This window comes from Entomomonas moraniae (assembly GCF_003991975.1).
Lineage (GTDB): Bacteria > Pseudomonadota > Gammaproteobacteria > Pseudomonadales > Pseudomonadaceae > Entomomonas > Entomomonas moraniae.
Genome location: NZ_CP029822.1, coordinates 2,580,971 through 2,597,058 on the forward strand (window position 1 = coordinate 2,580,971; position 16,088 = coordinate 2,597,058).

Genomic DNA, 16,088 nt, shown 5'->3' on the forward strand with positions numbered 1-16,088 from the left:
ATCTAAAAATAGTGATTAAGTAATATTTTATGGTAAAAAAAGAGAGAAACAATAATGTCTGCAACAGATAAACAAAAACTATTACAGTTTCTAGCAACAAGGCGCTCAACACCAACCCCTAATATTACGTCACCTGGCCCAACACCCGAAGAGTTAACGAACATTCTAACTATTGGTTTAAGAACACCCGATCATGGAAAAATGGAGCCTTGGCGGTTAATGGTTGTTGAGGGAGAAGCAAAAAAGGACCTCGCAGAAAAACTAGCAAAAAACTTTGCCATTGAAAAACATACCCTCACCCCTAAGCAGCAAGAAAAGCTTAATCAAATTATTACCAAAACAATTGTTGATGCCCCTATCATTGTTTATGTCATCAGTACCATTGATAAACAATCGCATATTCCAGCCAATGAGCAATTTTTATCCTCAGGTGCTGTATGCATGAATATTCTTTGGGCAGTCAATGCTTATGGCTATGCCGCTAATTGGATTACAGGTTGGCTTGCTTACAGCGAACAAACTAAAAAAACAATTGGAATCAAAGATAATGAAGAGGTGGCTGGTATTATCTTTATAGGATCGGCCACAGAGCCTTGTGAAGACCGCAAACGTCCTGACTTAAAAGAAAAAGTCAGCTTTTGGTCGGCCTAAGGAATAATTACTTTTAAATACAGCACTGCCATTGAAATGCGCTATACTATAGCCAGATACCAATGACTATTAATGATAAATATATTTTATTATGGCTAAAAAAAAGAAACTTTCTCCGGGCAATATTGCTCAAAATAAAAAGGCTTTTCATGATTATTTTATCGAAGAGCGCTTTGAGGCAGGGCTTTCCTTAACAGGCTGGGAAGTTAAAAGCCTTAGGGCAGGAAAAGCCCAACTAACAGACAGCTATATATTGTTAAAAGATGGTGAAGCATGGCTTTTAGGTTGTCATATTTTACCTTTACAAACAATTAGTACGCACGTTGTGGCTGATCCTGATCGGACACGTAAACTTTTACTGCACAAAAGAGAGCTTAGTAAACTATTTGGCTCTGTGCAACAAAAGGGTTACACCTGTATTGCATTATCGCTCTATTGGAAAAAACATCTTGTTAAATGTGAAATTGCACTCGTTAAAGGTAAAAAAGACTTTGACAAGCGCCATACAGAAAAAGAGAAAGATGCTAATAGGGAAATACAACGAGCTTTTCGCAAAGAACAACGTTAAATAAGTGCTAAAAAAATAGTAGGAGATCGTTAATGTTTGAACAAGTAGACGCTTATGCTGGTGACCCTATTTTCTCCTTAGTGGAACAGTTTCGTCATGACACTAAAAAAGAAAAAGTTAATCTTAGTATAGGCTTATATTATAATGAACAAGGGCAAGTTCCACAGCTTCCATCCGTTAAGCAAGCACTCGCAGCCATACAACCCAACGAGCTAAAAGAGCCAACGCTTTATTTACCAATGGAAGGTTTAACTGAATATCGCTCTGCTGTTTTACCGCTATTATTTGGCGCGGATCACCCTTGTCTAAAAGAAAATCGAGTTTCTATCATTCAAACATTAGGCGGGTCAGGTGCGTTAAAAATTGGGGCTGACTTTTTAAAAAGATACTACCCTAGTGCGACCGTATGGGTAAGTGACCCCACGTGGGAAAATCATAAAGCTATTTTTGGTGGTGCTGGTTTTGACGTAAAAACTTATAGTTACTTTAATGACCAAACATTAAGCGTTGACTTTGAGAAAATGCTTAATCAACTTAAGCAAGCGTCTCCTTTTGATATTATTCTATTACACCCATGTTGTCACAACCCCACGGGAGCTGACCTAACAAGCCAGCAGTGGGATACGTTGATTCCTGTACTGCAAGAACGCCAATTAATCCCATTCTTAGATATCGCTTACCAAGGATTTGCAGAAGGGTTAAACGAAGATGCCTATGCTATTCGTGCAATGGCTAAAGCAGGATTATCTTTATTTGTTTCCAACTCATTTTCCAAAATATTTTCACTCTACGGTGATCGTATTGGTGCCCTTAGTGTTGTTTGTAAAAACCAAGAAACAGCAGAACGAGTACTGGGTCAATTAAAAGCAACGGTTCGTCGTAACTACTCAAGCCCTCCTGAACCAGGGGCGGCCATCGTTGCTCACGTTCTAAATAATAAACAGCTCACAGACACATGGCTATTAGATTTACAACAAATGCGTTTACGCATCCTAACAATGCGTCATTTACTGGTTGAAAAGCTACAAGCACTCAACATTACCAATACAAGTCACTACCTCCAACAAAGAGGTATGTTTAGCTATACAGGCTTCTCTAAAGAACAAGCAATGGCTTTGCGTAAAGACTTTGGCGTCTATATTCTTGACAGTGGGCGTATGTGTGTCTCTGGTTTAACAGAAAATAATGTCGGCTACGTTGCTAAAGCTTTTGCGAGTGTTAGCTAGTAATACCATTCAAAGAAAAAGCCCTCTTTAAAAGAGGGCTTTTTTATTAACTTCTTTTAATTATTTTACTTTTTGTATCTATCGACTTTGGTGTTGTGATCGGTATATTTTTAGCATTTGGAGACTCTTTGGTTGTTTCTTGCCAACCACCACCTAATGCTTTATAAAGATTCACTTCACTGGTCAACTGCGCTAAACGCACACTGATTAGGCTTTGTTGCGAGCTAAACAATTGCCGTTGCGCATCCAATAGCGTCATATAGCTATCAATACCTGCTTGATAACGTTGATCTGCTAAGTCATAGTATACTTGGTTAGCTTCTACAAAATTCCCTTGAGAAACAACTTGTTCTCTATAGGTTTCACGGCTGGCTAAACCATCAGCAACCTCTTTGAATGCCGTTTGAATTGTCTTCTCGTAAGTCGCTACATTAATATCTTTTTGCAACGTAGCGTAATCTAAATTACCTCTTAAACGCCCTGCTGTAAAGATAGGTAAATTAATAGTAGGTTGGAATAGCCAAGAGCCTTGACCTGCACTAAATAGATTAGAGAAGCTCGGGCTCATTGTTCCCACATTACTTGTTAATGAAATGCTAGGGAAAAATGCTGCACGTGCTGCACCAATGTTAGCATTAGCCGCCATTAATTGATGTTCCGCCGATATAATATCTGGACGATTAGCCAATAAATCAGATGGTAAGCCAGCAGGAATTTCTTTTACATACTGCAAATCAAAGTTGCTCTCTTTTTTATTAGCAAGATCAGCAGGTAAATTTGTTCCTAATAAAAGCGCTAATAAATTTATATCTTGAGCTACTTGGCGTTTATAGGTTGCTAAGTTAACCTTTGCACCCTCTACTGTCGTCCGTGCCTGCGCTAGATCTAGACTAGAAGCAACACCAACTTCATTACTACGTTTTACAAGATCGTAATTATATTGGTAATTTTCTAACGTCTCTTCTGTTAGCTTTAATAGTGCCTTATCAGCTTGCAGAGTCAACCATGCATTAGCTACACTCGCGATTAACGAAATCTGTGTGTTACGCTGTGCTTCTTGAGTTGATAAATATTGCTGCAATGCAGCCTCATTTAAACTACGAATACGACCAAAAAAATCCAGCTCATACGAAGTAACGCCCAGCGTTACTCCCCATGAACTATTAACCCTTGACCTACCCGTTGAAGAAACATCCGCTGGCACATGTTGACGTGACCCTGTACCGTTTGCATCAAGGTTAGGGAATAGCTCTGAGCGTTGGATACGATACTGAGCCTCATAAGCAGCAACATTTAGTGCAGCAACACGTAAATCTTTATTATTAGCGATTGCTGTTTCTATTAATGACTGCAAATCTTTATCTGCAAAGAAATCACGCCAACCTAGACTAACGTATTGACCTTGTTGCCCACTAGAATAAGCGTCGCCCGTTGGCCAAGTATTTTGTACTGGCAGATCTGGTCGTTGATAATTAGGCATTAACGTACAGCCTGTTAATGTAACCGTCATTATCATTATTGATAATAGTGATTTATTCATATTCATTAACCTTTCGTAGTCTCTTGTTCAGCCTGCTCTTTTTCTTTATGTGTTTTTATCTTAAACAATGAACTAACAACTACATAAAATAAAGGAATCCAGAAGATAGCTAAAACCGTTGAGGACAACATACCACCTACAACCCCAGTACCAATAGAGTGAGCACTACCAGCCCCAGCCCCACTAGCAAGAGAAAGAGGAACAACCCCTAAAATAAAGGCAAGAGAAGTCATAATAATTGGACGTATCCGCATACGACAAGCATCTAAAGCCGAATCAACTAAACTTTTACCTTCCTCATGGAAAGCTTGAGCGAACTCAATAATTAAAATGGCATTTTTAGAAACCAACCCGATCGTTGTTAACAAGCCCACTTTAAAGAACACATCGTTGGTTAAGCCTCGCAGATGCGTTGCAACAACAACCCCAATAATCCCAAGTGGTGCAACTAAAATTACAGCAAAAGGAATAGCCCAACTTTCATAAAGTGCTGCCAAGCAAAGGAATACAACAATTGCGGATAATATGAAAAGCGCCATCTGTTGAGAACCCGCTAATTGCTCTTCATAGGATAATCCTGTCCATGAAAAACCAAAGCCTTTCTCAGACAGCTCACCTACTAATCGCGCCATTTCATTCATAGCATCACCAGAACTATAACCATCAGCGGGATTACCTACAATTTCAATGGCAGGAACACCATTATAACGCTGTAAGTTTGGAGACCCGATTATCCAATCAGATTTGATCAAATTATCTAAAGAAACCATTTCACCCTGACTATTTCTGACATACCACTTTTTGAAATCTTCTGGCGTCATCCGTGCATCTGCTGCTGACTGTACATATACTTTCTTAACACGACCGCGGTCAATAAAGTCATTGATGTAACTACTACCCCACGCAGTTGATAACGTCTGATAAATATCAGTGAGTGATATACCATAAACACTTGCTAACTCTTCATCAATGTATATCTTGTATTGTGGTTCATCATCCATGCCATTAGGACGTACCGTAGCTGGATTAAATACCTTACTTTTTCTTGCTGCGTTAATTAATTCATCACGCGCAGCCATTAAAGCCTCATGTCCAGCACCGCCCTGATCTTGTAGGAACATATCAAAACCACTGGAGTTACCTAGTTCCATCACGGCAGGAGGTACAATCGCGTAAACATTACCGCCAATAAAGCGAGGATCCGTAGTAAAAATCCCCATGAGACGTCCGGCAACAGCACTCACACTCTGACTTGCCGCAGGTCGGTCTGCCCATGTTTTTAACATAACAAAAGCTAATGCAGAGTTTTGTCCACGTCCTGCAAAGCTAAAGCCTGTGACGGTAAATACAGAGTCTACATTCTCTTTTTCTGTTGTTAATATGGTTTCCCTCATCGCATCAACAATTTTTTGTGTTTCTTGAGCAGTTGAACCTGGTGGTGTTTGAACAATCGCAAAAAGAACCCTCTGGTCTTCTTGAGGTAATAGTTCCGTTGGAATTGCCTTAAACATAAACACAATACCGGCACAAACGCCTGCGTAGATAAGTAAAAATACAAATTTATTTTTTAATATTGCCTTAACGGAGCCAACATAAATAGTGACAGACTTTTCAAATGTACGGTTAAACCAACCAAAAAATCCTTTTTTTTGCTCTCCGTGTACCTCATCATCTCTATATGGTTTCAACATTGTCGCACAAAGTGCTGGTGTTAAAATTAAAGCCACCATTACAGACAAGGCCATGGCAACAACAATCGTCACAGAGAACTGACGATAAATAACCCCTGTTGCTCCACCCAAAAAGGCCATAGGAACAAACACAGCTGAAAGTACTAGAGCAATACCAACTAGCGCACCTTGGATCTCATCCATTGACTTTTTCGCAGCTTCTTTAGGGGGGAGTTTCTCCTCCTGCATTACCCGTTCGACATTTTCTACAACAACAATAGCATCATCTACCAGCAGCCCGATTGCTAATACCATCGCAAACATGGTGAGTGTATTAATCGAAAAGCCGAGCAATGAAAGTACACCGAAAGTACCTAATAACACCACGGGTACAGCAATTGTAGGAATTAATGTTGCTCTAAAACTTTGCAAGAACAAGAACATCACAAGGAAAACTAGCACAATGGCTTCAAACAGTGTGTGAACTACCATGCTGATAGATGCTGAAATTACTGGCGTACTATCATAAGGGTAAACTACTTTCACACCATCAGGTAAGAAAGGCTCTAACTTAGCAATTGTCTCACGAACTGCTTTTGCTGTATTAAGCGCATTCGCACCCGTTGCTAGTTTAAGCGCAATACCTGATGCAGGCTGCCCATTATATAAAGCACTCACGGCATAACTTTCTGCACCTAGCTCTATATTATCTGAAACATCTTTTAAACGTACTTGTGCACCATCAGACTGTACCTTTAATAAAATGTTAGAGAATTGCTCAGGTGTTTGTAGCCTTGTTTTACTGATAATTGTTGCATTAAGCTGTGTGTTAGGTAATGCAGGTAATCCACCTAACTGTCCTGAAGATACTTGTATATTTTGTGCTTTAATTGCATTGCTAACATCAACAGGCGTTAATTGAAAACTATTTAATTTGGCAGGGTCTAACCAAATACGCATGGCATATTGTGCACCAAACACTTGGAAGTCACCTACACCTGGTGTACGGGCAATTGAGTCCTGCATATTAGAAACAATGTAGTTACCAAGGTCATAGTTTGTCAGCTCACCATTAGTAGAGACTAACCCCACAACCATTAAGAAGTTGACAGTTGCTTTAACTACACGAATACCTTGCTGTTGTACTTCACTGGGTAGCATTGGCATCGCTAATTGCAGTTTATTCTGCACTTGTACTTGCGCAATGTCGGGGTCTGTTCCTTGGTCAAATGTTACAGTAATTGTCATTGAGCCATCAGAGTTACTCTGTGATGACATGTAGCGCAGATTATCAATACCATTCATCTGCTGCTCAATTACTTGTGTCACTGTGTCCTGTACGGTTTCAGCTGATGCTCCCGGATAAACAACCGAAATACTAATCGAAGGAGCAGCAATGCTTGGGTATTGGTTAACAGGCATGCTCACTAGCGCTAAACCGCCCGCTAGCATCACGACCAATGCAATAACCCACGCAAAAATTGGGCGATCAATAAAAAACTTAGACATACATTATTTTCCTGAATTACCTATCGTTTGCGTACCACTCTCAGGAGTTTTCGTAACGTTAGTAGTTTGAGACTGTTCAATAGGATCAACTACAGCTCCTTGTTGAATTTTTTGCAGTCCCTTAACAATCACTCTATCGTTTTCTTGCAGTCCTTTATTAACTAACCATTGATTATAGTCAGCTACTCTAGATACATCTAAAACTCTTTGTTCTACTTTATTATCCTTGCCAACAACCATCACAACTGGTTCACCCTTAATATTTCTAGTAACAGCCACTTGGGGGATAAGTATTGCTTTAGGCCTAATGCCTTCTTTCAAGCTTGCACGCACAAACATACCTGGTAATAACTTGTTATCAGGATTAGGGAAAATTGCCCTTAATGTCACAGCACCCGTAGACTCATTGACATAAACCTCAGAGAACTCTAAGCGCCCTTCATGTTGATACGTTGTTCCATCCTCAAGGGAAAGTGAGGTTTTAGCTGCATTCTCACCATCTTTTTCTAACTGCCCACTAGCTAACTCATCACGCAACGTTAAAATTTCTTTTGAAGGCTGTGTAATATCAACATAGATAGGATCTAGTTGATTAATATTGGTTAACGCATTTGCTTGGCCTGCTGTTACCAATGCTCCTTCGGTCACTAAAGAACGACTAATATGACCAGATAAAGGAGCTAACACTTTAGTATAGCGTAACCGGACCTGTGCAGTTTCTAAGTTAGCTTGTGCTGCCAACAATGCTGCTTTTGCATCATCATATTGTTGTTGGCTGACTGCTTTTGTAGAAACAAGTGCTCTGTAACGTTTTTCTAATGCTTGTGCAGAGGCCAAATTTGCACGAGCACTTTTGACATTTGCTTGATATATTGCAGGGTCGATTTGGTATAACTGATCCCCTTCTTTAACATCACTGCCCTCTTTAAAAAGACGCTTAAGAATAATACCATCGACTTGAGGCCTTACTTCTGCAACACGATAAGCAATTGTTCGCCCTGGTAATTCTCTTGTTAAAGTATAAGGTTGTGTTTTAACCGTTACCACTTCAACTTTTTGTGGTGAACGATTTTGAGGTTGCTGCGCACCTTTATCACACCCTGTAAGAATTAGGGCAGCTAACGATAATACGGGAACCCAAATAGAAATAGTTGGTTTAAATTGCATAAAACGCCTCAATTACCTATAGAGGATTAGGTATATAAAATCAGAAAATCTACAGTAAAAAATAGAGTCCTAACTTTACTTACATTCAACCCTGTTTGTAAATAGTTTTTAGAAATAAACCCAACTTAATATAAGAAAGATTATTTCAAATAATTACTAATCTGATATTCAAAATAATAGACTAGCGCATTTATACCTTTAGAAAATATAATTGCTACATCAACAAATGAGATCGCAGCATAATACCATTATTCAGACTGGATCTTTAAGTGTTTTTTATAAATATACGCTACAAATAACGTAAAAATGTTACACTTTACACAAATTATATCAAAAGGCTAAATGCATCATGAGATTTCTTTTTCCCACCTGCTGCTTACTATTAACGTCGGCCTGCGTTTATAACCCTCAAACACATAACAATAACGATATCAGTGATGAAAATACGCCTAATAATGCTGATACTACTATTACAAGGTATCAAGAAGGCGACAAAACAATAGAGGAACAACGTATAAAAGGATTTCTTTATTCCGTCAAGGTTATTCCAAAAGAAGGTAAGCCTTACTATTTAATTAATGCTGATGGTGACAATGCAGCATTAAAAAATGCAGGCCCACAGCAAAAAATTCCTTCATGGACTTTATTTAATTGGTAGACTTATGAGATATATCCGCTATCTACTTATTTCTATAACTAGCCTATTATTATGTGGCTGTAGCTATTTTAAGACCACATCACAAAGTGATGTGGCTCCTTTTTATTGGCAACTTCAACAACCAAACTGTAAAGTGGAAACGCAACAAAATAATAATTGCCCAAATATTACTTATAACGGTCTTAATTTTAATAAATTCAAAAAACTAAATACGTTAATAGACAATAAGTTCTTACAAATACTCAATGCAGAAAAAACAACAACATTGGAAGAGTATTTAAAAAATAACCTAGCAAGAGCTAATAATGGTTATCACCTTAATCTTTCTGTGCAGCTAATGTCTGAAAATGATGTACTTATTGTTCTTATGCTGACATTAGAAGAAATACCATCAACAGACCAATATAATGCCCCAAAAGTTAGATTTATAAACTTTGATAAGCATAAACAAAAAGATATTACGTTAAAAGATGCCATCATTACGGATAAAACAGAAAGTTTTTGGTCAACAGCGCAAATTGCTTATAAACAATGGTTAGAAATTCAACAACTCTTAAATAATGAAACCTACCAAAAAGACTGGCCATTTATAAAAACCAATAATGCAGCCCTCCTACCAAAACAATTAATGTTAAAATACAGTGGTAATACTTTGGCACCTTATGCTATGGGGGAACCTACGCTATTTATTCCTTATGAACAGTTACACGAAATTTTAAAACCAGAATACTTACCCCATTAAAAATAAAGGTATAAACAGTGAATCAAACAAATCCTCTTTTAAGTAATTTTGACTTGCCACCTTACTCAAAAATAAAAGCTGAACATGTTGAGCCAGCAGTTGATACTCTTTTAGACACGAATAGGCAAGCAATTAATACCCTGCTAGAACAAACACCTCCGGTACTAACATGGGAAAATACGGTGTTAGCCCTAGATGAAATAGGAGAGAAACTTGGCCGCGCGTGGAGTCCTGTTAGCCACCTGAATGCAGTGATGAATAACGTGGCTTTACGTACAGCCTATGAAGCTTGCCTTCCTAAACTTTCTGAGTATTCGACAGAAATTGGTCAAAACAAACAACTCTTCGAACGCTATAAAGCGTTACAAAATAGTCCGATAGAAAAAAACTTCTCAATTGCACAACAAACAATTCTCAAACATACATTAAGAGACTTTCATTTATCAGGGATCGATCTACCACCAGAACAACAACAACGTTATGGTGAAATCCAAACACTACTTTCTGAGCTTAACAGCAAATTCTCTAATCATGTGTTAGATGCCACTCAAGCATGGACTAAACATGTGACAGATGAGCAAGTATTAAAGGGAGTACCTGATGATGCAAAGTCACAAATGGCAAAAGCGGCGCAAGCAAAAAACTTAACTGGTTGGCTAATTAGTCTTGAGTTCCCTTGTTATTATGCTGTCATTACTTATGCTGATGATAGAAACTTGCGTGAAGAAATCTACCAAGCCTATTGTACTCGCGCATCTAATCAAGGCCCTATAGCTAATCAATTTGACAATGGCCCTGTCATGGAAGAAATATTATCTTTACGCCATGAACTTGCCAAGCTACTGGGTTTTAAAAATTATGCCGAGCTCTCTTTAGCAGACAAGATGGCAGAAACACCTTCTCAAGTATTAAGTTTTTTAAATGACCTCGCGACTCGAAGCAAACCCTTTGCGGAGCAAGACTTAAAAGAACTAAAACAATTTGCAGCAGAGCAAGGTATTAACACTATACAAAGCTGGGATATTAGTTACTTTAGTGAAAAATTAAGAGAAGCTCGCTACAGTGTTTCGGATGAAGCATTACGCGTGTACTTTCCTATTAATAAAGTACTTTCTGGGTTATTTACGATTGTTAAGGCACTCTATGATATCGAAATTTCTGAGTGCTATGATTTTGATACATGGCACCCTAATGTCAGATTATTCGAAATAAAAGAACAAGGAAATACCATTGGCCATTTCTTTTTTGACTTGTATGCCCGTCCTCATAAAAGAGGGGGAGCCTGGATGGATGGCGTACGTGACCGCTATAAAAACAGTCAACAACAAATAGTCACCCCTGTTGCAAATTTAGTTTGTAACTTTATGCCTGCAACAGATGGAAAACCCGCATTACTAACCCATGACGAGGTCACTACGTTATTTCATGAGTTCGGTCATGGGCTCCATCACATGCTGACACGTATTGAATATTCTGGTGCATCAGGAATAAATGGTGTCCCTTGGGATGCTGTGGAATTACCTAGTCAATTTATGGAAAACTGGTGCTGGCAAGAAGAAAGCTTAGCACTTATTTCAGGGCACTACGAAACAGGTGAACCATTACCCAAAGACTTATTACAAAAAATGTTAGCCGCTAAAAACTTTCAAGCAGGCTTTATGATGATAAGGCAGCTTGAGTTCTCTCTATTCGATTTTGAACTGCATACACACTATGATGAAAATCAATCAGTAGAACAAGTGCTTGCCGATGTAAGAAAGCGTGTTTCTGTTATAATCCCACCAAGTTACAATCGTTTTGCTAATAGCTTTTCACATATTTTTGCAGGGGGCTATGCAGCTGGTTACTATAGCTACAAATGGGCAGAATTATTATCAGCAGATGCTTTTTCTCGTTTTGAAGAGGAAGGGATCATGAATCCCCAGACAGGCCGTTTATTTCGTGAAACCATTTTAGCAAAAGGAGGCTCAGAAGAACCAATGGATTTATTTATTGAGTTCCGTGGCCGAAAACCCATGATTGAACCATTATTACGTCACTCTGGTTTTTTACAAGAGATAAATAAATGATAACACCTAAGCGATTTATTGCAGGGGCTATTTGCCCCTCCTGTAAAGAAATTGACAAACTTGTCATGTGGTCAGAAGATAATCTACCTCATAGAGAATGCATGGCCTGCGGCTTCACTGATATTTTTGATGAGCATAAAGAAAAGTCAAACGCCCCTCTCGAGCCGAATACTCGTATCACACCACAGGAGTTCATTGCAAAAAAGGAAAAAATCATTCAATTTTTCCCCAACCCTAAACTGAATAGAAAACCACATTGAATTAATACTATGAAAATAAAGCTTTACCTTAATTTTCATAATACTTCAAGCACTACTAAATATTAATGTATTTCATCATAAACTTAGCATTATTATATTAAAATAGTTAAATTTATAGTGAACCTTATTATCACAAATAGTAAGGTTTATGAATATGGTGCTTATGAGCCTTAAAATATACCATGGAAGTATCAGCTAAAACCTATTTAGAACGTAAAAATAGTTATATAAAATATTATATCGCCTTTGTTTATCTTTTCTTATACAAATCTCAATCTAATTTTGAGACAAAAAAATCACTTTATGATTTACGAATGAGTCTCATGTTTGGTATATTCCCTCGTATGCTTTATAGCTTTTTTTTAACAATTTACTTCGTTAGCAAAAAAGCTATATTAATGATTACAGCAACAGTAGTGTGGTTACTTGCAACTATTATCTTATTATTTATGACTTTACTTAATACAAGTCACAAGATAATTGAGTATACGGTGAGTTGCTAAATTGAAATCTATATTGAAAGGATTACTGCATGTTGTGGTATAGTTGTATTATTGTTACGGCACTGGTTATTTACACTATATTACTCTATGGTTCAACCATTTATGCCTCACTAAACAATACTAATATTTCATCTCCTTTCCTTAGAAAGCTATTTTATGGGCTGTCTTTTACAGCATATAGTAGTGGCTGGATTTATTTAGGGGCACTTGAGTCTGCAGATAATGAACCATGGACTTACTTGCCACTTTTCTTAGGCCCCTTTATAGTTTTTATTTTTTTTCATCGTTTTTTTACTAAAATTCTCGTCATTAGTCATAAAGAAAATATTCCCTCTATCCCTATTTTTTTAGAAAAACGTTATGGTAATTCTAAAGCATTAGCCATTGTCATCACATTGGTGTGCATTATTATTTTTATCCCTTATATTGCCTTGCAATTAAGGGCTGTTATTACTCTACTTTCTGTCACCCTTGAATACGATAGTGACTACTCAATAACTGCCATTAACTATATAGTCCTAGCTGTCACCATATGCCTAGTTTTTTTAATCATTATTATTTCTGGCAGACAAGAAAATCTTGTTCAGAATAAATACAAAAGCTTGTTATTCATTGCATCAATCAGTGCTTTTTTAAAAGTCATCGCATTTATAGTTATTGCTCTTCTCGCTTGCTATCTATTTTATAAGAGCTTCTCGTCTCAAAACTTAGCCATTGATTTTTACTCCATGACTAAATCTATATTTTTTAAAAATTTTAATTTAGCTGAGTTCATATTTCAAACAACAATCTCCATGATGGCTGGTATTTGTATTATTTATCTTTTCCAAACCAATATTGCCAAAGAACAAAAGGTAAAAGATTTTTATGCTGCACGGTGGATATTCTTATTTTATTTATTGATTATTGCGCTTAGTACAATCCCTATTATCATTATTGGTCATTTAATGATTAAAGACATTGGTAATGAGTATTGGCTTATTGTTCTGCCTATATACGAAAAGTCTAGTATATTAATCCTTATAACTGTACTAGGAGGTTTTGCGGCCACAGCTGGTACTACTATTGTTTGCTGTTTTTCTCTATCTCGAATAATAAACCAGACTTTTTTTAGTAACTATTCATTATCGTTGTCTAGCCCCTCTTTCTTTCAACTGCAAACATTTCGTTGGCTATCGATTATTACCATCTTGATGTTAGCGTTCGTTTGTCACTTGTGTCTATCTTATCAAACAACATTAAGCGATATTGGCTGGATATCTTTCGCGGGACTTATTCAACTATTTCCAGCAATGCTGGGAGCACTTTATTGGCGATCGGCTAATAAACAAGGTGTTATCCTCGGTATTTTGCTTGGTATTAGTTTTTGGGCTGCCACATTATTACTTCCATTACTTTTAAAACATGACATTTCACAATTTCCTACGAACTCTATTTTAGAATGGATTGCAGAATTACTCCCATTCCATCTGTCTTACATCACTTTTTGTACCACATTGGCTTTCCTTATCAACTTCACCGTTTTTTTTACATTTTCATTACTATCAAAAAAACGTGTTGTTGAGTATTGGCAGGCCACAAAATTTATTAACCAAAATGGCTACAAGCAAGGCTCAAATGCTTTTGTAGTCACGGTAGAAGACTTACTTCTTATTGCCGCTAGATTTATTGGTGATAAAAAGACGTTAACTCTCTTTGAAAACTTTGCAAGAGAGCAAGAAGTACCATTAGTTTTAAATAATAAAGCAACACCTGAGCTCATTTACTACACAGAGCATTTACTTGCTGAAAAACTCGGAAGCTCAACAGCTAGAGCGATGGTTGGCTCAGCTATTGAAGGTAAAGAAATGCAAATGGAAGATGTCTTATTAATTGCGGATGAGGCTTCTGAAGTTTTGCGTTTTAACCGCTCTTTACTACAGGGCGCATTAGAACATATCGATCAAGGAATTAGTGTTATTGACAAATCGTTACAGCTTGTCTTTTGGAACCAAAGTTACATGGATCTATTCGATTACCCTGAAGATTTTATAACCGCAGGAAAACCTGTTGGTGATATTATTTATTACAATGCCACAAGGGGTATGTGTGGTTCTGGTACCATCGACGAAATCGTCATTAAGCGATTAAAATGGTTATCATTAGGCTCCCCCCATAAATCAGAACGTGTATTTCCAAATGGCCGCGTCATTGAGATCATTGGTAATCCAATGCCAAGTGGTGGATTTGTAACTAGCTTCACTGATATTACCGCCTACCGTGAAGCAGAAAGAAAACTTCAAGAGTCAAATGAGTTGCTAGAACAACGTGTTGATGCAAGAACTAAAGAACTTTCTGAGCTTAATACTGCGCTCATAAAAGCAAAAAGCCATGCTGAACAAGCTAATGAATCAAAAACTCGCTTTTTAGCTGCTGTTAGCCATGATCTAATGCAACCATTAAATGCTGCCAGACTATTTGCATCTTCCCTCTCTCAGGAAGCGCTACCAGCATCGGCAAACTCTCTCATCGATCATTTGGAGCTTTCATTATCTTCTGCTGAAGAGCTTATTTCTGATTTATTAGACATATCTCGCTTAGAAAGTGGGCGCATCGTACCAAAAAATGAGACCGTTTCTTTGGCTATACTATTTGATACCATTAATAAAGAGTTCTCTGCTTTAATACCTGAAGATATTTCATTTAAAGCCCATATTTGCCATGCCTTTGTCAAAACAGATGCTAAGCTACTAAAACGAATATTACAAAATTTCCTAACCAATGCCTTTCGCTATGGGGAAGGACGAGTTATCTTAGGTGCGCGACGCTTAAAAGACCATATCCGTATTGAAGTATGGGATCAAGGACAAGGAATACCTGAGGATAAGCAAAAAATTATTTTTGAAGAATTTAAACGTTTAGACAGCCATCAGACTCGTGCAGAAAAAGGGCTTGGTCTTGGGCTAGCAATCGCTGATGGATTTTGTAAATTATTAAATCATCCAATTGGCGTACGCTCATGGCTAGGAAAAGGTAGTGTCTTCAGCGTTACCGTCCCTATTAGCGCGCCGCCTGTGCCGTCCGTTAATAAAAACGCTGATACTCCAGCCCCATCTATGCCTGTGCCTAATACAACAGCAATCAATATATTGTGTGTTGATAATGAGGAATCTATTTTAATCGGGATGAAAACACTGCTATCTCGTTGGCAATGCAATGTTATGATAGCGAAAGATCAAAAAGAATGCGAAAACATACTTGCTACTGATTTTAAACCACAAATATTACTTATCGACTATCATCTTGATGCCGGCTATACAGGCACAGAACTTATAAGATGGCTACGTGACTACTTAAAGGCCCCTGAACTTCCAGCGATTATTATTAGTGCAGATAACACACCAGAAATAATAGAAAAACTACAACAAGATAAATTAGATTTTATTAAGAAACCCATTAAGCCGGCACAACTAAGAGCTCTTATTAGCCTGCATGTTAACCTAAAATAAAAAAGACATGCTAAACACATATCTTTTTTATAGCAAA

At 37.6% G+C, this 16,088-nt stretch carries 11 protein-coding genes; 8 read left to right on the top strand and 3 right to left on the bottom strand.

The window, feature by feature from the left end; genetic code table 11:
• Window positions 1-54 precede the first annotated feature (54 nt).
• The 3 genes from DM558_RS11975 to DM558_RS11985 all read left to right on the top strand — a co-directional run bounded on the left by DM558_RS11975 (window position 55) and on the right by DM558_RS11985 (window position 2,445).
• Window positions 55-651, top strand: coding sequence for a nitroreductase family protein (locus DM558_RS11975; protein ID WP_127164214.1), 597 nt, complete (start codon window positions 55-57; stop codon window positions 649-651).
• Between the two features lie 91 nt (window positions 652-742).
• Complete coding sequence (smpB, locus tag DM558_RS11980; RefSeq protein ID WP_109701494.1) at window positions 743-1,219, top strand: SsrA-binding protein SmpB; 477 nt, start codon at window positions 743-745, stop codon at window positions 1,217-1,219.
• 32 nt (window positions 1,220-1,251) lie between these two features.
• Window positions 1,252-2,445 carry an amino acid aminotransferase gene (locus DM558_RS11985; RefSeq protein WP_127164215.1) on the top strand — a complete coding sequence of 398 codons (1,194 nt, stop codon included), beginning with the start codon at window positions 1,252-1,254 and terminating at the stop codon, window positions 2,443-2,445.
• Between the two features lie 46 nt (window positions 2,446-2,491).
• On the opposite strand, the gene adeC is transcribed toward DM558_RS11985, so the two are convergent.
• The 3 genes from adeC to DM558_RS12000 are packed head-to-tail and all read right to left on the bottom strand — an operon-like array spanning window position 2,492 to window position 8,331.
• Window positions 2,492-3,985, bottom strand: coding sequence for an AdeC/AdeK/OprM family multidrug efflux complex outer membrane factor (gene adeC / locus DM558_RS11990; RefSeq protein WP_127164216.1), 1,494 nt, complete (start codon window positions 3,983-3,985; stop codon window positions 2,492-2,494).
• Between the two features lie 5 nt (window positions 3,986-3,990).
• Entirely contained in the window at window positions 3,991-7,164 is a 3,174-nt protein-coding gene (locus DM558_RS11995) for an efflux RND transporter permease subunit (RefSeq protein ID WP_127164217.1), read from the bottom strand.
• 3 nt (window positions 7,165-7,167) lie between these two features.
• Window positions 7,168-8,331 (bottom strand): efflux RND transporter periplasmic adaptor subunit, encoded by a 1,164-nt coding sequence (locus DM558_RS12000; RefSeq protein ID WP_127164218.1) that lies wholly within the window; start codon window positions 8,329-8,331, stop codon window positions 7,168-7,170.
• A 349-nt stretch (window positions 8,332-8,680) separates the two neighbouring features.
• On the opposite strand from DM558_RS12000, the gene DM558_RS12005 reads away from it, so the two are divergent.
• From DM558_RS12005 to DM558_RS12025, 5 genes are all read left to right on the top strand, one after another.
• Window positions 8,681-8,989 (top strand): DUF2782 domain-containing protein, encoded by a 309-nt coding sequence (locus tag DM558_RS12005; RefSeq protein ID WP_127164219.1) that lies wholly within the window; start codon window positions 8,681-8,683, stop codon window positions 8,987-8,989.
• Between the two features lie 4 nt (window positions 8,990-8,993).
• Window positions 8,994-9,731, top strand: coding sequence for a DUF3298 domain-containing protein (locus tag DM558_RS12010; RefSeq protein WP_127164220.1), 738 nt, complete (start codon window positions 8,994-8,996; stop codon window positions 9,729-9,731).
• Between the two features lie 17 nt (window positions 9,732-9,748).
• Window positions 9,749-11,800 (top strand): oligopeptidase A, encoded by a 2,052-nt coding sequence (prlC, locus tag DM558_RS12015; RefSeq protein ID WP_127164221.1) that lies wholly within the window; start codon window positions 9,749-9,751, stop codon window positions 11,798-11,800.
• Entirely contained in the window at window positions 11,797-12,060 is a 264-nt protein-coding gene (locus DM558_RS12020; protein ID WP_127164222.1) for a YheV family putative zinc ribbon protein, read from the top strand. The genes prlC and DM558_RS12020 overlap by 4 nt, the downstream gene beginning before the upstream one ends.
• A gap of 532 nt (window positions 12,061-12,592) precedes the next feature.
• Window positions 12,593-16,051, top strand: a complete 3,459-nt coding sequence (locus DM558_RS12025; protein WP_127164223.1) for a hybrid sensor histidine kinase/response regulator — start codon at window positions 12,593-12,595, stop codon at window positions 16,049-16,051.
• The last annotated feature ends 37 nt before the right edge of the window (window positions 16,052-16,088 follow it).